Source organism: Comamonas serinivorans (assembly GCF_002158865.1).
GTDB lineage: Bacteria > Pseudomonadota > Gammaproteobacteria > Burkholderiales > Burkholderiaceae_C > Comamonas_E > Comamonas_E serinivorans.
The window spans coordinates 3,812,868-3,835,820 of record NZ_CP021455.1; the positions used below are offsets into that span (position 1 = coordinate 3,812,868).

The 22,953-nt window shown below is 65.3% G+C and carries 19 protein-coding genes; 13 read left to right on the forward strand and 6 right to left on the reverse strand.

Translation table 11 applies throughout. The annotated features are described in order from the left end of the window. Positions 1-114 precede the first annotated feature (114 nt). Complete coding sequence (locus CCO03_RS16255) at positions 115-1,077, reverse strand: lysylphosphatidylglycerol synthase transmembrane domain-containing protein (RefSeq protein ID WP_236903904.1); 963 nt, start codon at positions 1,075-1,077, stop codon at positions 115-117. A 425-nt stretch (positions 1,078-1,502) separates the two neighbouring features. Here CCO03_RS16255 and CCO03_RS16260 point away from each other — a divergent pair, with 425 nt between their 5' ends. Next, positions 1,503-2,177 carry a histidine phosphatase family protein gene (locus tag CCO03_RS16260; RefSeq protein WP_087282734.1) on the forward strand — a complete coding sequence of 225 codons (675 nt, stop codon included), beginning with the start codon at positions 1,503-1,505 and terminating at the stop codon, positions 2,175-2,177. 228 nt (positions 2,178-2,405) lie between these two features. Here the strand turns inward: CCO03_RS16260 and CCO03_RS16265 are convergent, their stop codons facing one another. From CCO03_RS16265 to CCO03_RS16280, 4 genes are all read right to left on the reverse strand, one after another. Next, on the reverse strand, positions 2,406-2,735 hold the full coding sequence (locus CCO03_RS16265; RefSeq protein ID WP_087282736.1) for a hypothetical protein: 330 nt from the start codon (positions 2,733-2,735) through the stop codon (positions 2,406-2,408). Positions 2,736-3,042: 307 nt separating this feature from the next. Continuing rightward, positions 3,043-4,011 carry a Bug family tripartite tricarboxylate transporter substrate binding protein gene (locus tag CCO03_RS16270; protein WP_087282738.1) on the reverse strand — a complete coding sequence of 323 codons (969 nt, stop codon included), beginning with the start codon at positions 4,009-4,011 and terminating at the stop codon, positions 3,043-3,045. Positions 4,012-4,341: 330 nt separating this feature from the next. Beyond that, positions 4,342-5,184, reverse strand: a complete 843-nt coding sequence (locus CCO03_RS16275; RefSeq protein ID WP_087282740.1) for a creatininase family protein — start codon at positions 5,182-5,184, stop codon at positions 4,342-4,344. 78 nt (positions 5,185-5,262) lie between these two features. Next, the gene (locus tag CCO03_RS16280) at positions 5,263-6,168 is read right to left on the reverse strand and encodes a hypothetical protein (protein ID WP_087282742.1); all 906 of its coding nucleotides are present in this window, start codon (positions 6,166-6,168) and stop codon (positions 5,263-5,265) included. 422 nt (positions 6,169-6,590) lie between these two features. Here CCO03_RS16280 and CCO03_RS16285 point away from each other — a divergent pair, with 422 nt between their 5' ends. Together CCO03_RS16285 and CCO03_RS16290 are read left to right on the forward strand one after the other, a co-directional pair. Then, positions 6,591-7,091, forward strand: a complete 501-nt coding sequence (locus CCO03_RS16285) for a hypothetical protein (RefSeq protein ID WP_087284841.1) — start codon at positions 6,591-6,593, stop codon at positions 7,089-7,091. A 349-nt stretch (positions 7,092-7,440) separates the two neighbouring features. Continuing rightward, complete coding sequence (locus CCO03_RS16290; protein WP_087282744.1) at positions 7,441-8,562, forward strand: zinc-binding dehydrogenase; 1,122 nt, start codon at positions 7,441-7,443, stop codon at positions 8,560-8,562. A 33-nt stretch (positions 8,563-8,595) separates the two neighbouring features. On the opposite strand, the gene CCO03_RS16295 is transcribed toward CCO03_RS16290, so the two are convergent. Further along, positions 8,596-9,300: an HNH endonuclease gene (locus tag CCO03_RS16295; RefSeq protein ID WP_087282746.1), complete on the reverse strand. Its 705-nt coding sequence runs from the start codon at positions 9,298-9,300 to the stop codon at positions 8,596-8,598. A 446-nt stretch (positions 9,301-9,746) separates the two neighbouring features. Between CCO03_RS16295 and CCO03_RS16300 the strand changes: the two genes are divergently transcribed. The 10 genes from CCO03_RS16300 to CCO03_RS16340 all read left to right on the forward strand — a co-directional run bounded on the left by CCO03_RS16300 (position 9,747) and on the right by CCO03_RS16340 (position 22,943). Further along, positions 9,747-10,532, forward strand: a complete 786-nt coding sequence (locus CCO03_RS16300) for an NAD(P)H-dependent flavin oxidoreductase (RefSeq protein ID WP_236903906.1) — start codon at positions 9,747-9,749, stop codon at positions 10,530-10,532. An 85-nt stretch (positions 10,533-10,617) separates the two neighbouring features. Continuing rightward, positions 10,618-12,192 carry an AMP-binding protein gene (locus CCO03_RS16305; protein ID WP_087282748.1) on the forward strand — a complete coding sequence of 525 codons (1,575 nt, stop codon included), beginning with the start codon at positions 10,618-10,620 and terminating at the stop codon, positions 12,190-12,192. 196 nt (positions 12,193-12,388) lie between these two features. Then, positions 12,389-12,892: a cyclic pyranopterin monophosphate synthase MoaC gene (gene moaC, locus CCO03_RS16310; protein ID WP_087282750.1), complete on the forward strand. Its 504-nt coding sequence runs from the start codon at positions 12,389-12,391 to the stop codon at positions 12,890-12,892. A 213-nt stretch (positions 12,893-13,105) separates the two neighbouring features. Beyond that, complete coding sequence (locus tag CCO03_RS16315; RefSeq protein ID WP_087282752.1) at positions 13,106-13,540, forward strand: DUF3293 domain-containing protein; 435 nt, start codon at positions 13,106-13,108, stop codon at positions 13,538-13,540. Between the two features lie 458 nt (positions 13,541-13,998). Next, a complete protein-coding gene (locus CCO03_RS16320; protein ID WP_087282754.1) occupies positions 13,999-15,624 on the forward strand; it encodes a peptide chain release factor 3 in 1,626 nt (541 codons plus the stop codon). A gap of 37 nt (positions 15,625-15,661) precedes the next feature. Then, the gene (locus CCO03_RS19920) at positions 15,662-17,587 is read left to right on the forward strand and encodes a hypothetical protein (RefSeq protein ID WP_157667737.1); all 1,926 of its coding nucleotides are present in this window, start codon (positions 15,662-15,664) and stop codon (positions 17,585-17,587) included. Further along, the gene (locus CCO03_RS16325) at positions 17,584-17,928 is read left to right on the forward strand and encodes an EamA family transporter (protein ID WP_087282756.1); all 345 of its coding nucleotides are present in this window, start codon (positions 17,584-17,586) and stop codon (positions 17,926-17,928) included. Before CCO03_RS19920 ends, CCO03_RS16325 begins: the two co-directional genes overlap by 4 nt. Positions 17,929-17,935: 7 nt before the next feature. Beyond that, positions 17,936-19,897, forward strand: coding sequence for a glycosyltransferase family protein (locus tag CCO03_RS16330; protein WP_157667738.1), 1,962 nt, complete (start codon positions 17,936-17,938; stop codon positions 19,895-19,897). Between the two features lie 67 nt (positions 19,898-19,964). Next, positions 19,965-20,936, forward strand: a complete 972-nt coding sequence (locus CCO03_RS16335; RefSeq protein ID WP_087282761.1) for a glycosyltransferase family 2 protein — start codon at positions 19,965-19,967, stop codon at positions 20,934-20,936. Between the two features lie 564 nt (positions 20,937-21,500). Next, on the forward strand, positions 21,501-22,943 hold the full coding sequence (locus CCO03_RS16340) for an NAD-dependent succinate-semialdehyde dehydrogenase (protein WP_087282763.1): 1,443 nt from the start codon (positions 21,501-21,503) through the stop codon (positions 22,941-22,943). Positions 22,944-22,953: the final 10 nt, after the last annotated feature.

Consider the following 22,953-nt stretch of genomic DNA (forward strand, 5'->3'; position numbering starts at 1 on the left):
GTCAGACATTTCGGCGTCTACTGAGATGTCCTGAGCGGTGCCCTGGAGCGCCCTGCGGCGCTTGGCGCAGGCCAGGTGGCACGAAGGGACCCATGCTGCAAGAGGCGGGCGGCCTCAGCGCCGTTCGGCCGCGCCGGGCAAGCCAAAGGCCAGCGCCCCCAGCGCGCCCTGCGCCAAGCCATAGGCCCCGTAGACGAGGCCGATGCCGATCGCCAAAGGCGCCGCCACACCAAACGGCGCCAGCGTGGCCACGCAGGCCGCTTCGCGCGTGCCCCAGCCGCCCACGCTGACCGGCAAGGCCGCCATCAGGAAGATGGGCGCCATGGCAAAGCCCCACACCGGCCAACTCAGCGACACCCCCAGCGCCAGGCCCGCGCAGGCCAAAGCCGCCGCCGACAGCACCTGCACCAGGGCCGAGGCCAGCACCTGCCAGGCCAGCTGGCGTGTGTAATCGGGCCGCGCCGTCAAGGCCACCACCGCCTCGCGGGCGGCCGTGACCGGCCCCAGCCGCTGCGGCAGGCGGTGCGCGAGCCAGGGCAGGCCCCAGGGCAAGGCCAGCCAGCCCAGCGCCACCACCACGGCCACGGTGGCCAGCAGGGCGGGTGACACCGGCAGGCCCAGCCAGCCCGACATGGCCTGGGCGAGCTGCGGCGCGCACACCACCGCGCCCAGCGCCCCCAGACCGCACAGCATCCACAGGCCGCTGATGCGGTCCAGCAGCACCGACGCCGTGCTGGCGGCCACCGGCTGGCCCGCGCGGCGCAGCATGACGGCACGGAACACATCGCCCCCGACCACCGCCCCAGGCAGCAAGGCGTTCAAACCGATGGCCTGGAAGTACCAGCGCAAGGCCTGGCCAGGCTGCAGGTCGGCCTGGAAAAACCGCACCAGCAGGCGCCAGCGCCAGGCCGAAACGACGTTGGAGGCCACGGCCACGGCGAGGCCCGCCAGCAACCAGCGGCCATCGGCCCCGCGCAGCGCCGACCACAACGTCTGCGGCTTGGCCAGCATCAGCAGAGCCGCCAGCAGCGCCAGCCCCAGCAGCGCGCGCAGCGCCGTCTTGCCGGCGCGCGTCACTGCCGGCTCCAGCCGCAGCACGCGACGGACTGCCGTGCAGGGCCTGTCGCCCCGCGCGGCCACGAAATCAACACGTCGACCATCCAGCACCTCTGGCACGCATTGCAAGCGGATCCGGCGGCCACCGAGCTTGGGCCCGGGCCGGGATCCATCCTGGCGGGCCATCCCGGCCGGGAACGCCCGCCTTGGCGGGGCCTGCCCCCTTGCAACGCAAAGCCCGGATTGTGCGCGAGCCCTCGCCGCCTCCGGGCGGGCCGCCGGCTGTCCGCCCGCATCCTCGGCTGGCCGTCACCAGGTCGCCTGGCTCCAGTCTCCTCTGCAAGCCGGGAGCCGCACTGCGCAAAGCCACTCGCCATCAACCGGCGCCGGCCAGCCGCACACCCAGGCGACATGCCGCGCCGCGCCGCGCGTGGACAATGCCGCGCATGGGAAGCATCTACCTCATCCGCCACGGCCAGGCCTCGTTTGGCAGCGCCAACTACGACGAACTCAGCCCGCGGGGCTGGCAGCAAAGCCGCGTGCTGGGCCAGCACCTGCAGGCCCTGGGCGTGCAGTTCGACGCCGTGATGACGGGCACCCTGCAACGCCAGATCCACACCTGGGACGGCATCTGCGAAGGCGCGGGCTGGGGCCACCACGAACCCCTGCGTCACCCCGGCCTGAACGAATACGACAGCGGCGCCGTGCTGCGCGCCCATCTGCCCGAACCCCTGGGCAAGCCCGACACGCCCGAGCTGCGCCGCCTGCATTTCCAGAAGCTGCGCGAAGGCCTCAAGGCCTGGATCGCCGGCACGCTCAAGCCCGACGGCATGCCCAGCTACGCCGACTGGGTGGCGGCACAGCAGGACGCGCTGCAGAAAGCCCATGCACTGGCCCCCAACGGCCGCGTGGCCATCGTCAGCAGCGGCGGCCCCATCACCACGCTGATCGGCGGGCTCACCGGCATGCCGCCCGAATCCAGCATCGAGCTCAACCTGCGCATCAAGAACACCGCGATCGCTGAGCTGGTCACCACCTCGCGCCGGATGTCGCTGCTGAGCTTCAACGAAACGCCGCACCTGCAAACGCCGGCCACGCAAGACCTGCTGACCTACGCCTGACCGGCTTCCGAGTTGGGGTAGGCAGGCACCGATCAGGGCTTGGTGTGCACCGACCGTTTGACGCCAGCAACGGCCTGCACGCCCTGAGCAACGGCGCCAGGCCCTGGCGCAGCAGATGAGCTGGCCCGGTCATCTCAGCCTCTCGCCCCCTCGCCTGGGCAGCCATTGCCGCACTTCAACCCTGGGCGTGCCGCGGTCCAACCGCGATGCTGTGGCCCACGCGCCCTCTCACTCACACAGCCCTGATCGCCGCAGGTGAACGGCGTGCAGCCCCGCGAGCACCAGCGGCCACCAACAGGTGTTCACGATGTCGTGCACGCTGGCCGGCCAGCGCCAGACCCCGAAGGTGCGCAGGTCATCGCGCAGGTCCAGCAGCTCGCCCAGGCAGGCCACCGCGAACACGGCCGCGAAGGCGAGCGCGGGCCGCGGTGTCTTCCGCAGCACCCAGCAGGCAACCACGAACACCGCCAGGCCCACGTGGATGTGCAAGGCATCCTTGGACAGGCCGACGGCGCCGACGATCTGCAGCTTCAGCAGCTGAACCCATGACGTTTCCATGCCCCCGAGCGTAGCGGCACGGGCATGGGCACTGCGGGCCGCCCACCGTGCTCAGGGCTGGCCTGGGTGTGAACGAGCCGTCCGGCGCTGCGGCATGCGCCGGATTGAAACCTCAATCCATGCGGAGTATGACCACATCACCGTTCAAATTTCATCGGGAACAGCCACATACTCAGGTCACATCGTGATTTCCGAATGTGAACGGATCACGCGGATCGGGCATGCTGTGGGCCGTGCGCTGGCGCCCATCACCCAATCCCTGCCAAGGCCAACGCCATCGCGCCACGGCGGGGCCGCGACCGCCTGTTCACAGCGGCTTGAAGCCCGACTCCTGGATGATGCGCGACCACACCTTGCGGTAGGCGGCTTCGCGGCGCGCCAGTTCGGCGGGCGACATGTAGCCCACGCTCAGCCCCATGTCGCTCAGCGTCTTCACCACATCGGGCATGGCCACGACCCGCTTGAGCGCCTGGGTGAAGCGGTTCACGAAGGCCTGCGGCGTACCCTTGGGCGCAAAGATGCCGTAGTACGGCATGTCTTCCAGGCCCTTGAACCCCAGCTCGGCGAACGTGGGCACATCGGGCAGCGCGGCCTGCCGCTGGCCTCCCAGCACGGCCAGCACGTTCAGCTTGCCCGCGCGCACGTTTTCGATGAAGTCCTGCACCGAGCCCACGCCTGCGGGAATCTGGTTGCCCAGCATGTCGGCGATCATGGGTGCGCTGCCCTTGTAGGGCGCCGACACCAGGTCGAGCTGGTACCGCTTGGCCAGCAACTGCACCAGAAACTCGGGCGTCGAAGCCGGGGCCGGCACACCGATGTTGCCGCGGCCCGGGTGGGCCCGCATCCAGGCCACGAACTCGTCGAAGGTCTTGGCAGGCGTGCCGGGCGACACGGCCAGGCCATTCACGAACGAGGCAAACCCGCCCAGGTTGATGAAGTCGGTGTGGGGCTCGAAGCCGGCGTTCTTCACCACCTGCGGCAGGATGGAGATGGTGTGGTCGTGCGAGAGGAACAGCGTGTGGCCGTCGGGCCGTGCGCCCTTGAGCAGCTGCGCCGCCACCTGGCCGCCCGCGCCGGGCCGGTTGTCGACGACCACGGTCTCGTCCAGCAGCGGCTGCAGCTTCTCGGCCAGCAGGCGGGCGATGACGTCGGTGCCGCCCCCGGCCGGAAAGCCCACCATCAGCTGGATGGCCTGGCGCGCCTGCACCAGCGGCCCGCTCAGGCCGGCCACGGCGGCCACGCCCGCGCGCACGGCAAATTCACGACGATTGAACATGATGGGGATCTCAGAAGACGCGCCAGCTCGGCGACGGAGGCGCAATTTTAAGGACGTCCGCCCGGCCCGCGTGTCGTCCCCCACGACTGCGGCAGCCGCCACTCGGTGCCGCAGGCAGCAAGGTCGGGCCCTGCTTGCGCAGAGAAACCCCGTGCGCACCGAAACACTCAGGCTGGCTGCCTCGGCACCTTGCAGGCCACCGATGCTGGTCGCATGGTTGGGCCCCGTGCAGGGCTGCCGCAGCGTGCGACTCAACCCCACCGCACCGGCGGCAAAGACAGGGCCTTTGCCATGCCCCCTGCCTGGCAGGCCTGTTGGCCCGGCGCCGGCTCACGGCACGCGCGGCAGTTCGGGGCCAGGCACTGGCCAGGCGGCGATTTCGCCCAGCAGCTGCGCCAGCGCGCGGCCAGCGGCCAGCACCACGGCCTGGCCGTCCTCGGCGGTGGCGGCCGCGGCATTGCCTGCGGCGCCCTGCGGGTTCAGGTCGGCCATGTGCCAGGCCAGCTTGGCCGACCGGCCGTCGCCGAACAGCGGGCATTGCGCAGCGCGCTGCTCGGTGACCGAGGGGAAGGCCTGCGCGCGGTCCATGTGCACCAGCTCGGGCCGCAGCGCGCGCATCATGGCCGTTTCGACCTGGCCGGCATGCACGCCAAAGCGGTGTTCGTGCGCCGGGAAGCGCGCGTTGACGTCGGCGCCGGATGCGTCGCGCAGCGGCAGGTTGAACCAGCTCAGGCTGACGGCCAGCATGCCCAGCCGCGTGCGCCAGTCGCGGGCGACCACGTCCATCAAGCCCACGTTGCCGCCATGCGTGTTGAACAGCACGATGCGGCGTACGCCGCTGGCCTGCACCGATTCGGCGATGTCGGTCCACAGCGCCATCACGGTGCTGGCCTTGAGCGTGAGCGTGCCGGCGAAGCCCACGTGTTCGGGGCTGTAGCCCACGCGCTGGGTGGGCAGGAACAACACCGGCGGCGGCGCGGCAGACGCCGCCGTCAGCTGCGTGCAGCAGGCGGCGACGATGCCATCGGCCAGGTCGGCATCGACCGAGAGCGGCAGGTGCGGCCCGTGCTGCTCGATGGCCGCGACAGGCAGCACCGCCACGGCCTGCGAGAGGTCGCGTTGCGCCAGGTCGGTCTGGGTGTGGTCAGCCCACAGGAAACGGGAGATGGACATGGAGAACGGGTTCGATCAAGCCTCGCGGATGACGCGAGTGTGCCGCACGCGCCCGCGCCAGTGTGCCCACGCCACCGCTCACCCCTTGGGACACAGCCGCGCCATGCTGACGGGCACCCAATGGGCAGGACTGGTGGTGATGGAGGCCTGGTCCAAGGCCAGGCCCGAGGCCTCGGCCAGCAGGTCGCATTGCGTGAAGTCACCCAGGCCGCTGTCGCCCCAGGCCTCGCGCCGTGGCCACTGGGTGTTGGCGCGTCGCTCGAAGGCCTCGGCGATGGCTTCGGCCCGCTGCGCCAGCCCCTGAGCCAGCGGGCGCACCCACGCGGCGTCGGCCACGGTCAGCGTGGCGGGGGGACCAATGCGGGCCCAGCCCTGGGCCAGGCGCGGGTCCACGGCGGCGATGGCCTGGCTCACGGCGGGCAGTTGGCCCAGTTGCTGAAAGGCGCGCGCCGCGAGCACCGGCGGCGACGCCAAGGGCTGGCCCGTGCGCGCGTCGGTCAGCCAGCCGTCCATCTGCCAGCTGTCCAGCAGCCAGGCGGCGCGCAGGCTGGCCAGCGTGTCGCGGCTCTCGGGCGTGGCCAGCCAGGTTTGCCAGCGCGTGCGCTGGGCGACCGGCAATGCCGCCCAATCGCGTGCAGCACGCTCCAGCCAGGGCTGGATCCAGTAGCGCTGCACCAGGGGCAGCTGGGTGAAGCGCTGGCCATCTTCGCGCAGGGCGGCTTGAAACGGGCCGTCCCACTCCAGCTGGGCCAAGGGCTGCACGCCCGCCTGGCAGCGGGCCAGCATGGCGGCGCGCTGAACCTGCTCGCTCAGGTGGTGCCACAACAGCACGGCCTGGGTCTCGTCGCCCAGGCTGCGCTGCATGACCGTGGTCAAGGGGTTGGCGGTGGTTCGCGCCCAGGCCAGCGGCACGGCGGACGAGGCGGTCGAGAAGGCCAGGCCGGCCGCAAACCGGCGGCGCGTGAGCGGGTGAAGCAAGGGCATGGTGGCAGGAGTGAGACGCGTGACCCGACCATTGTGCCGGCGCGACCCGGCAGCCGCTCAGCGATGCAGAACCGCGCCGTCAGCGCTCAGTCCCCAGCAACACCCGGCACACCCGCAAGCCAACCCGGATGGGCTGATCACCCCGTCAGAGACGGACTGGCCGCCGCGCGAGGCAGTGAGACCGCGGCAGGTCCAAGGGTCTGAACAGCCATGCGACGCGGCTGACCGGGGTTGGCCAGCGTGCGACAAGCCACCCTGTGCCCGGGCCAGCCAGGCATGACATGCTGCCCGCCCCAACCCGGTATCACCAGCCGATACCGGACGCGTCCTGCAGCGGCACACGCTGCGAAACCGTGCGCGCCGGGCGGCGCCTGCCAGACACTGGCGGCACAGGCATGTGCCTGAGCCAAGCTGAACACATCATGACCCCCCTCTCGATGTCCCGCACCGCCCACCGCCTGGTGTTGAGCCTGTCCGCAGTCGCCTTGTCGGCGGCGCTCGGTGGGTGCTACGTGGTGCCCATGCAGCCTGCGCCCGGGGCGCCCGTGCAGTCGCCGGCGGCCGCAGCAGCAGGCGTGAATGCGCCCATGGCCCCCGCCGCGCAGCCCGGCGTGAACGCGCCCATCACCTTCAGCGCACGCATGTACCCGGCCAACGACCTCGCCGCCAAGCTGGGGGTGATCACCGGCACGGTGACCAACGACCTGCACGGCCGGGGCATCTTCACCGCCAACGTGAACGGCGAGGCCTACACCGGCGAAGCCACGCGCAACGCCGGCAGCACGCGCGAGGGCGTGGCCAACGCCGCCGGCAGCCGTGGCGGCTGGATGAAGTGCAACTACCGCATGAACTCGGCCAGCCTGGGCACCGGCCAGTGCGAGCTGCACAACGGTGCGCGCTTCAGCATGCACCTGGGCGGCTGAGGACAGCGGGTGCCTGCGCCGCTTGGGCGAGGGCCGCGCCCGGGCGGCATGCCCACCGGATAAGCAGGCACCGGTGCATGTGCATGTGCATGTGACCCAGCGCTCGCGGCCAGCGTGCCCGGGTTCGCGCGGTCAAGCCGGCAAGCCGAGCAACCGCTTAGATTGCTTGTCATCAAGGAGTATGGGTCCATTGTCTTTATCAAAATGACGACGATGACACCATACTCATCTTCTCATTCGCACAAGGGCTGAACGCCAAGCACTTGCGCTGACGCCGAGGCGAACCCCCCAAGCGCCGCGCCGGCCTAGCATGCCGGCGTCTTCACCCACTGCCTCAGGCGTTTCACCCATGACACTGCAACTGCGCTCCCTGCTCAAGTCCACCGGCGACCTCGAGATCTCGCTCGTCGACGCGCCCGCCGCCGAACCCCAGGCCGACGAGGTGGTGGTGCGCGTGGATGCCACGCCCATCAACCCCTCTGACCTGGGCCTGCTGCTGGCGCTGGCCGACCCCACTAGCTTCCAGGCCGCCGGCACGCCCGAGCGCCCCGTGGCCCTGGCCCGCGTGCCCGAGAAAGTGGTGCCCGGCCTCAAGGCCCGTTGGGACCAGTCCCTGCCCGTGGGCAACGAAGGCGCGGGCACCGTGGTGCGCGCCGGCTCGTCGCCCCAAGCCCAAGCCCTGCTGGGCAAGGCCGTGGCCATGGCCGGCGGCAGCATGTACGCCCAGGAGCGCCTCATCCGCGCCGACCAGTGCATGGTGATCCCCGCCGGCTGCATGGCCCGCGACGCCGCCTCGTGGTACGTCAACCCCATGACGGCACTCTCCATGACCGAGACCATGCGCCGCGAAGGCCACACCGCGCTGGTACACACGGCCGCCGCCTCCAACCTGGGCCAGATGCTCAACCGCATCTGCCTGAAGGACGGCATCGGCCTCGTCAACATCGTGCGCCGCGCCGAGCAAGCCGAGCTGCTCAAGTCGCAGGGCGCCCAGCACGTCATCAACACCAGCGACGCCGACTTCATGGCCCAGCTGACCGATGCGCTGGCCGAGACCGGCGCCACCATCGCGTTCGACGCCATCGGCGGCGGCAAGCTGCCCGGCCAGATCCTCACCTGCATGGAAGCCGCCATCAACCGCAAGGCCCAGGGCTACAGCCGCTACGGCTCGGAGGTGCACAAACAGGTCTACCTCTACGGCAACCTGGACCGCATGCCGACCGAAATCGCCCGCAATGTGGGCATGGCCTGGGGCGTGGCCGGCTGGCTGCTGACCCCGTTCCTGCAGCGCATCGGCCGCGAAGACACCCAGCGCCTCAAGCAACGCGTGATGGACGAGCTGACCACCACCTTCAAAAGCGGCTACACGCAAGAGGTGACGCTGGCCGGTGCGCTTGACCCCAAGGCCATCGCCACCTACGGCAAGGCGGCAACGGGTGAGAAGTATTTGATTCGGCCGAACGGGGTTTGAGAGCCTTTGTAACGGCAGCCAGACTTCAAAGCTTTAGTCGCTTTTGAACTCCTCTTCACGGTGGTACGCCATGTACCGCTCGTGTTGAGGTTGAAGAGCAATTTTCATAGAGTGCGTAATTCCAAGCTTGGCTGCCTCGGTAAACAGCGGCGATAAGCGAATTATTCCGTTTGGGTCAAACGTGATGAAACCCTTATCAAAGGCCTTGTCCAAGTTCGGTGAAAGCAAAAGTCCATTCCACGGATCAATTCGCTCTTCACTAGTTGCCTTTTTCCAAGGTTTGATGTGGGAGGCAACAAGCAGGCTTGTGTCTCGGTAGCCTGTGACAGCACAGCAAGTCCAATGCCTCAGCACCTTTTCCCTGAATATCCCCTGCCCAATCCTGGCTTGAATTAATGCAAGCTTCTCGGTGGCGGGTATGTTTGAGTCGTTGATGACCGATTCAAGGTCCGCTTGCACGTCATCACTACCGTTGCTCTCAAGATATGCAGCGAAATGCGACAGCGTGGCGCTATACATCTGATGCCCACGTGCGTTCCGCTCCTTGAAAAGGGGTAGTTCCTGAATTTTTGGCTGAAGGTCGTGAAGGGCGGATGAACTAGTCAACGCATTCAAAGGCCCGAAGGTCAATCCATGATCCTGCGCCCATTGAGACAACGGTCCCCCAAGCGCCCTGTCGTACTTCTTGGCCGAGGACTCCGACAGCCCCTTGTAGATCATCCAGTCGTAAAAATTCATGTGCGCGGGAATGCAAGATTTGCAATGATTTTCGTACAACCGCCGGCCTACTAACCACCAGTTCAAGGGATCAACGCTCAGTCCACCCAGCGACTGACAGCGCCCCCCATCCCCTGCACGATCCACAACTGTTCTCCGTTCAGTTTTGAGGGATCGTTGCCCATGCCTGCTCAAGCCCTGCCCCGTGCCGACTGGTCTTCACGGCTGCGCCTGCCGCTGATTGCGGCGCCCATGTTCCGCGTCTCGGGACCCGAGCTGGTGATTGCGGCGTGCCAGGCGGGTGTGATCGGCACGTTTCCCACCGTCAACGCGCGCACGATTGACGGGCTGGATGCCTGGCTCACGCAGATCAAGGGCGCGCTTGAGCCGCAGTGGCCGCAGCGAAGGGCCGCTCCCGAGCAAGGCCAGCCCCCTCGGGGGCAGCGGACCAGGCAGAGGCGGAGAGCGTGGGGGCAAAGCAGCACGCGCCCTTCGGCGTCAACCTCATCATGCGGCGCGACAACCTGGCGGAAGAGATCGCCTGCCTGGTGCGGCACCGGGTGGAGTTCGTCATCACCAGCGTGGGCGCGCCCGATGCGGCCCTGGGGCCGCTGCACGACATCGGCTGCACGGTGTTCGCCGACGTGGCCTCGGTGCGCCATGCGCACAAGGCGGTGGCGGCCGGTGTGGACGGCTTGATCCTGCTGACGGCCGGCGCGGGCGGGCAGACCGGCTGGGCCAACGGCATGGCGTTTGCGCGTGCCGTGCGCCGCTTTTACGACGGCCCGGTGGTCATGGCGGGCGGCGTGTCGGACGGGCAGGCGCTGTTTGCGGCGCAGGCCCTGGGGTGCGAGTTCGGCTACATGGGCACCAAGTTCATCGCCACGCGCGAAAGCCTGGCGGTGGACGGCTACAAGCAGATGCTGGTGGACAGCGAGCTGGACGACGTGCTGCTGTCGCGCGCCTTCACGGGGCTGGAGACCAACACGCTGATCCCGTCCATCGAAGCCGCTGGCCTGGACCCCAAGGCCCTGCCGACCGACATGAGCGCCGAGCGCGCCAAGGCGCTGTATGGCAGCGGCGCCCAGATCCAGCGCTGGAAGGACATCTGGAGCGCGGGCCACAGCACCTCGGGCGTGACGGCGGTGCGCAGCGTGGCCGAGCTGGTGGCGCAGACCGAGGCCGAGTACCGCAGCGCGGCGCAGCAGGCGCTGGCCCTGGCGCAGGCGGCGCTTCCGGCCGTGGCAGCCTGATTCACTTTCAAGAGTATCCAGCAGTTGCCGTTGGTGAAAAAACGGCAATGGCGCCATACCCCACAACAATCCCCTGGAGACCGACATGAGCACTGCCCCCAACCAAAGCCCGCACATCGCCTCGCTGGCCCTGGCCGCGCTGCACCGCTACCCCGACCGCATCGCGTTTCAGATGGGCGACACGCGCGTGAGCTACCGCCAGGCGCTGGACACCATCGCGCGCGCGCAGTCGGTGTTGCAAGGCCTGGGCGTGGGCGGGGGCCAACGCTTTGGCATCCTGTCGGCCAACCGCTGGGACACCTGGTGCATCAGCCTGGCGGCCCAGGCCCTGGGCGTGACCTACAGCCCGCTGCACCCCATGGGCTCGCTGGATGCGCACAGCTACCAGATCGTGGCCGGCGAGCTGCGCACCCTGGTGGTGGACGCCGACCACTACGCCGCGCGCGGCGCCGAAATCGCCGCAGCCCACCCGGACCTGAAGATCATCACCGTCGGCGCGGACACCGACTATGGGCTGGACATGAGCCGCGCCATGGCCCAGGCCGGCAGCCAGACGGCCATCAACCGCGCCACGCCCGACCTCATCAGCACCCTGTCCTTCACCGGCGGCACCACGGGCAAGCCCAAGGGCGTGACGCGCACCGGCGGCAGCAACGGCCACATGGCGCTCACGGTACTGGCCGGGTTCGAATGGCCGCAGGCCCCGGCCTTCCTGGCGGTGGCGCCCATCAGCCACGTGACGGGCACCAACGTGGTCCCCGTGCTGATGCGCGGCGGCACCGTGCACATGCTGCCCAAGTTCGACCCCGAGCTGATGCTGGACACCATCCAGCGCCAGCGCATCAGCGCCGCGCTCTCGGTGCCGACCATGATCTACGCCCTGCTCGACCACCCCAGGCTGGGCGACTTCGACCTCAGCTCGCTGCAGCTGCTGATGTATGGCGCGTCGCCCATGGCCCCGGCACGGCTGCAGGAAGGGCTGGAGCGCATTGGCCCCGTGTTCACGCAGCTGTACGGCCAGTCCGAGTGCTACCCCATCGCCTCGCTGCCCAAGGAAGACCACGACGCCAAGCGCCCCGAGCTGCTGGCCGCCTGCGGCTTTCCGGTGGCCGGCGCAGAGGTGGTGCTGCTCGACGATGACGGCCAGCCCGTCAAGCCCGGCGAGCCGGGCGAGATCTGCGTGCGCAGCCCCAACGTCATGTCGGGCTACCTGGACAACCCCGAGCAGACCGCCGAGGCCTTCAAGGACGGCTGGCTGCACACCACCGACGTGGCGCGTGCCGACGAGCAGGGTCGCCTCTACATCGTCGACCGCAAAAAGGACATGGTGGTCAGCGGCGGCTTCAACGTCTACCCGCGCGAGGTGGAAGACGTGCTGGCCACGCACCCGGCCGTCGCCATGTCGGCCGTGGTGGGCGCACCCGACCCGAAATGGGGCGAAGCCGTGAAAGCCGTGGTGGTGCTGCGTGCCGGCGTCACGGCCGACGTGGCCGCGCTGACGGCCGAGCTGACCCAGCTCGTCAAGGACAAGAAGGGCGCCGTGCACGCGCCCAAGCTCGTCGAATTCGCCGAAACCCTGCCCATGACCCCGCTGGGCAAGATCGACAAAAAGGCCCTGCGCGCCAAGGACTGGGTGGGCCAGGCGCGCAACGTGGCGTGAAGGCGGCGCGCGCGGTCGACAGGCTGCGCGCTTCTGCTGGCCGATGGCGAATGGCTGTCTTGTGCCCAATGGCCCGCCCCGCCATTCGCGGGACGGGGCAGAACGCCGCTGGTCTCGTCTCATCGAGCCCACCGCCCGCGTGACGCGGCCGAATGCCGCTGGCCTCGCCTAAGCCGGCCTCGCCTAACATCGCGGCATGACTGCCGAGCACGCCCTCACCCATTTCGACGCCCAAGGCCAGGCCCACATGGTGGACGTCGGCGCCAAGCCCGACACCGAACGCGTGGCGGTGGCGATGGGACGCATCCACATGCAGCCCGCGACCCTGGATCGGGTGCGCAGCGGCACGGCCCAGAAGGGCGACGTGCTGGGCACGGCGCGCCTGGCCGGCATCATGGCCAGCAAACGCACGGCCGAGCTGATCCCGCTGTGCCACCCGCTGCCCCTCACGCACGTGCACGTCGACCTGCAATGCCATGATGGCAGTACACCCGGCCTGCCGTTCATCGAATGTCGGGTACAGGCCCATACTATGGGAAAGACGGGCGTGGAAATGGAAGCCCTGACCGCCGTTCAGGTGACGTTGCTGACCGTGTACGACATGTGCAAAGCGGTGGACCGCGGCATGGTCATCGGCGAGGTGAAGCTGCTGGAAAAGCGCGGCGGCAAGTCGGGCGATTGGGTCGCAGGCTCGGCCTGACGCACGCTTGGGGGTGCGCTGGCGGTGGTCCGTGTCGTGCGGATCACCCCACGCCCCATTCAGCTCTTGGCCACCAGTATGCGCCCTTTTCCGTTTTATCCAAAACGAAAAAGATTGCATACTGCCTTTGTCATCCACCCTGAAACACCGCGAACGCCATCCTGCGGCTGACCACGGGCGGTCCGCCTGGTGCCCGCCCTTCACAGGATCTGCATGCCATCCCATCCCGCCCGCGACCTGGACGCGTCAACCCACCAGGCTTTTTTGGACACCGACTACCACGTGCACGGCGATCCGCCCTTCACCCTGCGCGTGAACGAGGCCAGCGCCGCCTTGCTGGCGCTGCATGCGCGTGCCGGCGTTCGCTGCAGCGCGTTCGTGACGGCCTGCAACCCGCAGAGCACCCCGCTGGACGAGGCGACGAATGCCGCGCGCCAGGCCGATCTGGCCGACGAGCTGACCCGCCGCGGTCTGGCCTTCATCCCGGGCGTGGGCCAGCACCCCTCCAACCCATGGCCTGGCGAGGCCAGCTTCCTCATCCTGGGCCTGGACCCAGCAGAAGCCGGGGCCCTGGGCGCGCAGCTGGGGCAGCACGCCATCCTCTGGAGTGGCGCCGACGCCGTGCCGCAGCTGGTGCTGTTGCCCTGATCCCCGAGCCTGACGGCTGCTCACCGCCGCAGGTTGGCGTGATCAAGAGGCCCAGGCATTCAGCTTGCATTTGAAGCGGGCCAAGGGATCAACTGCCGGTCATGGTGCAGCGAGCCGGCGATCCAAGTGCGCGAGGCCAAGCGGCAGCGCCAGAACGCAGGCCCACGCCGTGACCGATTGAGCCATGCCGGACGGGCCTGGGTGGCCCTGAGACGCCGCAGCACCGCACGTCCCCGCTCTCGAACTGGCGACTGGCGTACGTAAGCGGTCGGCAGACCCGACACCGTGCCGAGCGGCGGGTGCGTCCGTTCAGCCGCTGGCGACGGCCTGGGCCAGATCCACGGCAGGGCCAGGCGCGCCTGCACCGGCACAGGGCATCCAAAGCGCATGACCGACAATACAGCCCTTCATGCGGGGCCGATTGGAGGCAGCCCGCCACGCATCACGGAAAGATTCCCTTGTCACTCGAGACCGAAACCAAGCGGCGCAGAACCTTCGCCATCATCTCCCACCCCGACGCCGGCAAAACCACGCTGACCGAAAAGCTGCTGCTGTTCTCGGGCGCCATCCAGATCGCCGGCGCAGTCAAGGGCCGCAAGGCCTCGCGCCACGCCACGTCCGACTGGATGGAGATCGAAAAGCAGCGCGGCATCTCGGTGGCCTCGTCGGTCATGCAGATGAGCTACCGCGACCACGTGGTCAACCTGCTCGACACGCCCGGCCACAAGGACTTCTCGGAAGACACCTACCGCGTGCTGACGGCGGTGGACTCGGCGCTGATGGTGATCGATGCCGCCAACGGCGTGGAATCGCAGACGCGGCGCCTGATCGAGGTCTGCCGTCAGCGCGACACGCCCATCATCACCTTCGTCAACAAGATGGACCGCGAGGTGCGCGACCCGCTGGACATCCTCGACGAAGTCGAGCGCGAGCTGGGCATGCCCTGCTGCCCCATCACCTGGCCCGTGGGCCAGGGCAAGAGCTTCGGCGGCATCATCAACCTGCGCACGCAGAGCATGACGGTGTTCGCGCCCGGCAGCGAGAAGCGCCCGCAGGATTTCGAGGTAATTCCGCTGACCGAGGCCGACAAGCTGCGCGCGCGTTTCGGCCAGGCCTTCGACGACGCCATGGAAAGCATGGAGCTGGCCGTGGGCGCATCGACCGCCTGGGACCACGACGCCTTTCTGGCCGCCAAGCTGACGCCCGTGTTCTTTGGCTCGGGCGTGAACAACTTCGGCGTGATGGAGGTGCTCGATGCCGTGGTCGACATGTCGCCCTCGCCCGGACCGCGCGTCAGCACCGTGCTGGTCAACAAGCAACCGGTGCAAAAAGAGGTCAAGCCCTCCGACCTCGGCTTTGCGGGCGTGGTCTTCAAGGTGCAGGCCAACATGGATGCCAACCACCGCGACCGCATCGCCTTCGTGCGCGTGGCCAGCGGCAAGTACGAGCCCGGCATGAAGATGAAGGTGCAGCGCACCGGCAAGGAGCTGCGCCCCACCAGCGTGGTGACCTTCATGAGCCAGCGCCGCGAAGCCGTCGAAGAGGCCTATGCCGGCGACATCATCGGCTTCACCACGCACGGCGGTGTGCAGCTCGGCGACACCATCACCGATGGCGCCAACCTGCAGTTCACGGGCCTGCCCTTCTTCGCCCCCGAGATGTTCGCCACCGTCGTGCTGAAGAACCCGCTGCGCACCAAGCAGCTGCAGCAAGGGCTGATGCAGCTCGGTGAAGAAGGCGCCATCCAGGTCTTCAAGCCCGATGCCGGCGGCAACATGCTGCTGGGCGCCGTCGGCCAGCTGCAGTTCGAAGTGGTGCAGCACCGGCTGAAAACCGAGTACGACGCCGAGGTGCGCCTGGAAAGCAGCCAGTACACCAGCGCCCGCTGGATCACCGCCGAAACCCCGGAAGCCCTGCGCGAGTTCGAAACCACCTACCCGCTGCGCATGGCCCACGACGCCGCCAACGCGCTGGCCTACATGTGCACCAGCCCCTACGACGTGCGCCTGGCCCAGGAGCGGTTCCCGAAAATTCAGTTCCATCCCCTGCGCGAGCACGCGGGGTTGGAGTTGCAGGCGAGTTGACTGCCCGCAACCAATCAATTTGCCTGTCAATCGCGACATGAAGCCATTGAACCTTCTGCCCTCTCTCGTCTGGCTCTTTCCAGCCGTAGCCTGCGCGATTGGCTACATCAACATTTACAACAATTTCCATCATCCCATTCAGTTTGATGCGGAACATGTCTACCTCGTAGCAGCACGCGCTTTTCTTGATCAAGGCTGGTCATATTTACTTACCAGCGACAGCTATCGCGTTGTACCTTTGGCGTACTTATGGCCCGCACTCTGGGGGGCCGATCCAGCAGCAATACGCATCGCCAACGCAGGCCTTTTAACCGGAGTCATATTTTTTTTGTGGCAAACCGGTTGCTACCTTGGTGGTAAAAATGCAGGAATCGCCTCGATTTTTCTTTTCATCCTGCATCCTGAGCTACCTCATTATTTCTATACCGAGCTAACCGAGCCAATATTTTTATTTGGATTGTTTGGTTTCCTGCATCAACTAGCAAGAGTTCTCATCCACCAAAAAATCACATCCACCTCTTTGTGGATCGGGTCATGCATGCTGTGCATCACACTTTTATCTCGGCCCATTCTACAAATTTTGGCCCCTGCAACTCTATTGTTGTGTATTACATTAATAAAATATCCAAAAAAATTAAATTTCATCGAAAAACATCAACCAACCCTGATACATCTCAGTTGGATTCTCTTATTCAGCTTTGCTTTACCTTTCGCACTAATTCTCAAGAATGGCCTCCTTTTTGGTTTGTGGGGACTAGGCACAGGATCTGGAACTGGCTTATATTTGGGAACACACCCCTTGTTTCAAGGCGCGGAACCGCCCTTTCTTGGGTTAGGCTACGACAACAGCGACCTCATTGGCAGCCTTACTAGAAGTGACAATCACCTGAGCATAGTCAGTGATCGCATCTCAAGGACTGCAGCGCTGATGCAACTCAGTGACATGTCTTGGAGTGAATCGATCGCATTTCATCTCAGAAAAATCTGGTGGTGGCTCATGCACCATCCTGCCCAGATGATTTCAGAACACGGAAATCTGAGAAAGTTCAGAATTTTTGAATTCGTAGTAATTGCTTTCGCTGCACTCTGCCTTTATAAGAAAAAGAACTTTTATTTCAATGGTGAAAACAAAAACACCAATTTTTTCATTATTGCACTTCTTGCCGCTTTTGCAGCAACACTCCTTCAATTAACTCCAATTCTCTACAATACAAGATATAGCTCAGCCTTGCTTGATCCATGGCTTATCCTGCTTACAGCCTTCGGCATCTCGCACCTGACTCAGGGCTTTTCCTGCATCATTCGAATAAAGCAAAAATACTGGCTCTTCGGACTTCGGCACACACAATCCGTTTCAAAATTTTTGATCGGAGCAGCATGCATGGCCCTAATTTTTGCGTTGGTCTATAATTTGTCACGAAAATATGAATATCGCGCAGCCATCGATCCTGAGCAAATGGGTTCAACACAAACCATTTTAAATATTAATTCTGACGACCGAATAAATATTACAGGAATGAAGAACTATGGTCTTCATACATGGAAAACAACAGAGCCTCGCTCAGAATTTAAAGTCTTCATATCCAGCGAAGAGGCAAGCACGGTTAAAGAGCGGAATATTTTCAATGCAATTTGGTTATCTAAAATATCGGTACAGGTGCAGGAGTCTGAAAAATGCGGCAAATTGGAAGTCGCCTATCAGCTGAATTCTGGCGTCATCCGCCCACCCTTAATTAAAATGCCGCTATTGACGTTGGAAAGCAGTGCCGCCCCCCAGCTTCTGGCTACACACGCCAATTTCGAGATGCGCCCTGAAGAGAGTGGCAGCTATCGCTTGGTGTTCCACTGTCCGCCAGGGACGGTGATCAGTTGGCATGGGACCCGTTTGCTAGAAAGCCGCCATGTCCATGAAATGGCGGATCGCATGTCTCATCTCAAATCATCCTCACCGGTTATGCCATGAATCTTCCTCTGAGCCTTGCAACACTGCTCTGCGTGCTATGCATTGCCATCGGCCAATTGCTGTTCAAGAAGGCAGCCATGGCGCTTCCTGCCAATCCACAAATCTTGGATTGGGTCACCAATGGCTGGCTGTTTGCCTCCCTGGCTCTGTATGGCCTGACCACTCTGGGTTGGGTCTGGATCCTACGCCATGCGCCTTTGCACTTGGCCTACCCCTTCATGGGGCTGGCCTTCCTCATCGTGCCGCTGCTGGCATGGCTCTTCCTGGGTGAGCCAATAGGTTGGCGCACCCTGGCTGGAGGTGCCTTGATTCTTGCTGGCGTTGCCCTGGCCTCCCGGTAATTACCTAATGCATCAAGTAATACCATCTAAGTTCAAGCTGGTAGGCAAAGCTCCATTCCTTGTCAGCTTGGGCGCGCTCTCGATCGTCTTGTGGGTCGCGGTCCAACGGCTGATTCCCGCCTTTGCGCCCCAAGGGCAGCTGAACTCGGATGCGCAATGGAGTTACCTGCCGAGCGCCCGTGAGCTCTTGGCCAACCCATGGGCATTCCTCACCACCAATCCCAGCAGCTACCACGTCGCGCCTCTGGGTTATGTTTGGCCAGCCGTATGGCAAGCCGACCAACTGGCCATTCAATTTGCCAATTGCGGCCTATTTTTCCTCAGCATTGGGTTGCTGTGGCTGCTCATGCAGAAGTTAGGCGGTGTGCTGGCGGCGTTCATCACCACCGGGTTGCTCGTCATTCATCCTGGCGTGGTGGAAAACATTCCACAGGTGTTGACCGAAGCCCCCTATCTGTTTGGGATGGTGCTGGCCCTTTTCGGTGCCGTGCATGCCTTGATCTACCCATCCAGGAGGACACGATGGCTCGCAGTGATGGCCTTGGGACTTTGCCTCACCCTGCTGACACGCCCTGTCTTTCAGTACCTCATGCTGGCGACTTGCCTACTGGCCATCGGATCTTGGCTGTCCAAGGTCAAAGGCATCGCCCCGCGAAGTGCCAAACACCTGGCGATCGCGCTGCTGGCGGCGAGCGTGCTGCCACTGGGCGTTGTGCTGAAAAACGGCGTCTATTTCGACGTCTGGAGCATCAGCACCGGCAGCGGTACGGGGCTGTATTACGGCACCAGTCCTTATCGCCAGGGCGCAGAGCCGGTTTACAGCAACTTTTCATACGACGCTGACGAAATTCCGAGACAGCACATTCCCGATTTGGGCGGCAATCCGCTCGACCACCGTTCAGACGCCATCAACCGGATGCTGGCCATCGAACTCATCAAAAGTACTGCACCATCCGACAATCTCCGGTTTTTTGGCCACAAGCTGCACATGTGGCTCCTCACCGCAACCCCTGAGCTGTACATCAACTTCAAGCTGCGTTGGCTAAGGTGGGTGGAGTGGCTGAGTGTGGGAGCTTTGTTGGTCCTGTCGGCAGTCCGCTGGTGGCGAGTGCGGAAGACCATTTCAGGTGCCATCACGCTACCAGGCACGCAGCAACTGTCCGTCCGCCAGAAAATGGGCGTGGTGGTCGCTCTGCTCGCCCTGTGCCTGACCATGGCGGTCCAACTCACGCCGGTGCTCTACAACACCCGTTATGCCAGCTACTTCATGGAGCCTTGGCTGATGATGCTTGCCGGGCTCTCAGTGGCCTACATAGTCTGCGGACGATCGCTGCCTGCTTTGCTGACTTGGGTGTCCACGCTGGGCAAACTGGCCCTCATCGGCTTGATCGTGTGGGTTGCTTACGCCTTGACGCAGCATGCCGTACGCCGTGAAGTCTGGGAAATGGACCCGCAACGGCCCGGACCTACAGCGGTTGTCATACCGGCCGATCACCTGCGCGAGGTGCACACAGAAGGCCTGCAGTGGACGGACCAGGCTTGGCAGGTGGTCGCCACGCCTGCAACCCTTCACATCAACCTGCCCCTGACGTCCGAACTGAATCACGTCAAAGATGCCATGTGGCGCATGCAATTTGCTTTGTATCCCCCCGGTGGCGCATCGCCTGCATCGTGCGACAAGGCCACCCTGGTCGTGGAGCCGCACGAGGCGGACATCAACGCCTACACCCCGCCAGCCCAGGTGTTCACGCGTCCCGATGGACACATGCATGTCCACATGGTATCCGCCAACGGTCGGCTGCGTCCCAAAGGCAAGGCCCAGATGGTCCTCACTTTTCATTGCCCCATTGGAACGCGTCTGGACTGGGAAGGCCTGGAGCTGCGCCGCTCTGCCTTGTCGGAAGCTGTGCAGAGGTTCCTCCATGAAGGCGTGCCGATCGACCCCTATCTCCACACCCCGCTTCGGTGAGGGATCGCTTGTATCCTGAATAAGCTCTTGCCGTCGTCCTCTTCCCCATCGCTCGTTGAAACCGTGTATGCACATCGCCGTCGTCATCCCCTGCTACAAGGTCACCCAGCATGTACTTGGCGTGATCGCCGCCATCGGCCCCGAGGTTGAACGCATCTACGCGGTGGACGACGGCTGCCCGGACGGCAGTGGCCAGTTCATCGAAGCCCGCAACACCGACCCGCGCGTGCGCGTGCTCTACAACCCGCAGAACATGGGTGTGGGCGGCGCCATCGTGACGGCCTACCACGCTGCCATCGCCGATGGCATGGACATCGTCGTGAAAATCGATGGCGATGGGCAGATGGACCCCAAGCTGCTGCCGCAGTTCGTGCGGCCCCTGCTGCGCGAGGAGGCGGACTACACCAAGGGCAACCGCTTCTTCCGGCCCGAATCGGTGCGCGGCATGCCGCCCATGCGCCTGTTCGGCAACGCAGTGCTGTCGTTCATGACCAAGCTCAGCTGCGGCCACTGGTCCATCATGGACCCGACCAATGGCTACACCGCCGTGCGCACCTGCGTGCTGCGCGAGTTGCCGCTGGACAAGCTGGAAAAGCGCTACTTCTTCGAAACCGACATGCTGTTCCGCCTGGGCACCGTGCGCGCCCTGGTCAAGGACGTGCCCATGGACTCGGTCTATGCCGACGAGGAGTCGAACCTGCGCATCTCCAAGGTGGCCCCGGAATTCCTGCGCAAGCAGTGCTCGCGCCTGGTGCGCCGCTACCTCTACAACTACTGGGTGCGCGACTTCAACATGGGCAGCATCTACAGCGTGGCGGGCGCCCTGCTGCTGCTGTGGGGCGTGGGCTTTGGCGTCTACAGCTGGGCCATGAGCGCGGCCCACAACGCGGTCGCCAGCAGCGGCACCGTCATGTTCGCGGCCTTGCCCATCATCATCGGGATCCAGTTCCTGATCGCCTTCCTGCACATCGACATCGAAAGCAGCCCGCGCGAAGCGCTCAGCCGCACGCTGGCGAATGCCGATGCGCCGCTGAACTGACGCACTCTCCGGCCTCTCTCGCGCGTCGATCGCCTCAGGTTGATGCAGTATCAATCCATTCCCGTTATCAACGAAACGGGGAGGTGAACATACCCCCCATTTTGTGTTTCACCCTTCCACGCTTGCGCGTGATCTGGATCACACCGCATCCCCGGCCCGGCGATCAGCCTGTCATCTGCCAACCGCACGCTGGCTGATCGCACTGGAAATCGGCAGTCGCGAGGCCGGCCTGACCACGCGAAAGGTGGACGCTCGCCTGCATCAAGCCAGACGATCCACGCCACCTGCGCGCAGTCCGTCAGTGGAAACGACCGCTCGGCCAACCCTGCGAACGGTGCCAACGGAGCCAGTCCCGTCGCGGGCCGCCTGACCGATCCACCATCGCGGCATGCGCTCGTCGCCTGACCCGAGCACCGTCCGCGACATGCCGCACGCAGCGGCGCCACCCGACCCTGCTGCCACCATGCCTGTGTCCTGCGGGCTCGGTGCCCGGCGCAACCGCAGTGCCACAATGTCCGGCGTCTCGGCCGCACGGGCCGTGTCCCCCAGTCTCCAGGAGATCGAATGTCGTTCAACTACCCGAACACCCAGCTGCTGATCAACAACGAATGGCAAGACGCCGAAGGCGGCAAGACGATCGACGTGCTGAACCCGGCCACGGGCCGCGTCATCGGCACCGTCGCCCATGCCAGCAAGAAGGATCTGGACCGTGCCCTGGCGGCCGCGCAGCAAGGCTTCGAGGTCTGGCGCAAGACCCCGGCCATCGAACGCGCCACCATCATGCGCAAGGCCGCGGCCCTGTTCCAGGAGCGCAACGAGGAAACCGCCCACGTGCTGACCCTGGAGCAAGGCAAGCCCCTGGTCGAGGCGCGCGGTGAAGCGCTGGCCGCCGTGGACATCATCAACTGGTTCGCCGACGAAGGCCGCCGCGTCTACGGCCGCATCGTGCCCAGCCGCCGCTGGGGCGTGCAGAACCTGGCCGTGAAGGAGCCCGTGGGGCCGGTGGCCGCCTTCACGCCCTGGAACTTCCCCATCAACCAGGTGGTGCGCAAACTCAGCGCCGCGCTGGCCACCGGCTGCTCGTGCATCGTGAAAGCACCCGAGGAAACGCCGGCCTCGCCCGCCGCCCTCATCAAGGCCTTCGTCGACGCGGGCGTGCCGCCCGGCGTGATCGGCCTGGTCTACGGCTCGCCGGCCGAGATCTCGGAGTACCTGATCCCCCACCCCATCATCCGCAAGGTCACGTTCACCGGCTCCACCGCCGTCGGCAAGCAGTTGGCGGCCATGGCCGGCCAGCACATGAAGCGCTCGACCATGGAGCTGGGCGGCCATGCCCCCGTCATCGTGGCCGAAGACGCCGACATCGAACTGGCCGTCAAGAGCGCGGGCGCGGCCAAGTTCCGCAACGCCGGCCAGGTCTGCATCTCGCCCACGCGCTTCCTGGTGCACAAGGCCATTGCCAAGGACTTCACCGACGCCTTCGTCGCCTACACCGAGCAGGTCAAGCTCGGCGACGGCCTGGCCGATGGCACGCAGGTCGGCCCGCTGGCCAACGACCGCCGCGTGGCCGCCATGAAGAAGATCGTGGCCGACGCACGCGCCACCGGCGCCAAGGTGCTCACCGGCGGCGAAACCGTGGGCGATGTGGGCAACTTCTTCACCCCCACCATCCTGGGCGATGTGTCGCTGCAAGCCAGCGTGTTCAACGACGAGCCCTTTGGTCCCATCGCCGCCATCCGCACGGTGGATTCGCTGGAAGATGCGATTGCCGAGGCCAACCGCCTGCCCTATGGCCTGGCCGCCTACGCCTTCACCAAGTCGTTCAAGAACATCCAGCTGCTGACCGACGAGGTGCAGACCGGCATGATCTGGATCAACCAGCCAGCCATGGCCACGGCCGAAATGCCGTTTGGCGGTGTGAAGGATTCAGGCTATGGCAGCGAAGGTGGCGTCGAAGCCATGGAGGCCTACCTGAACACCAAGGCCGTGTCCATCCTTGGCGTTTGATGGACACAGG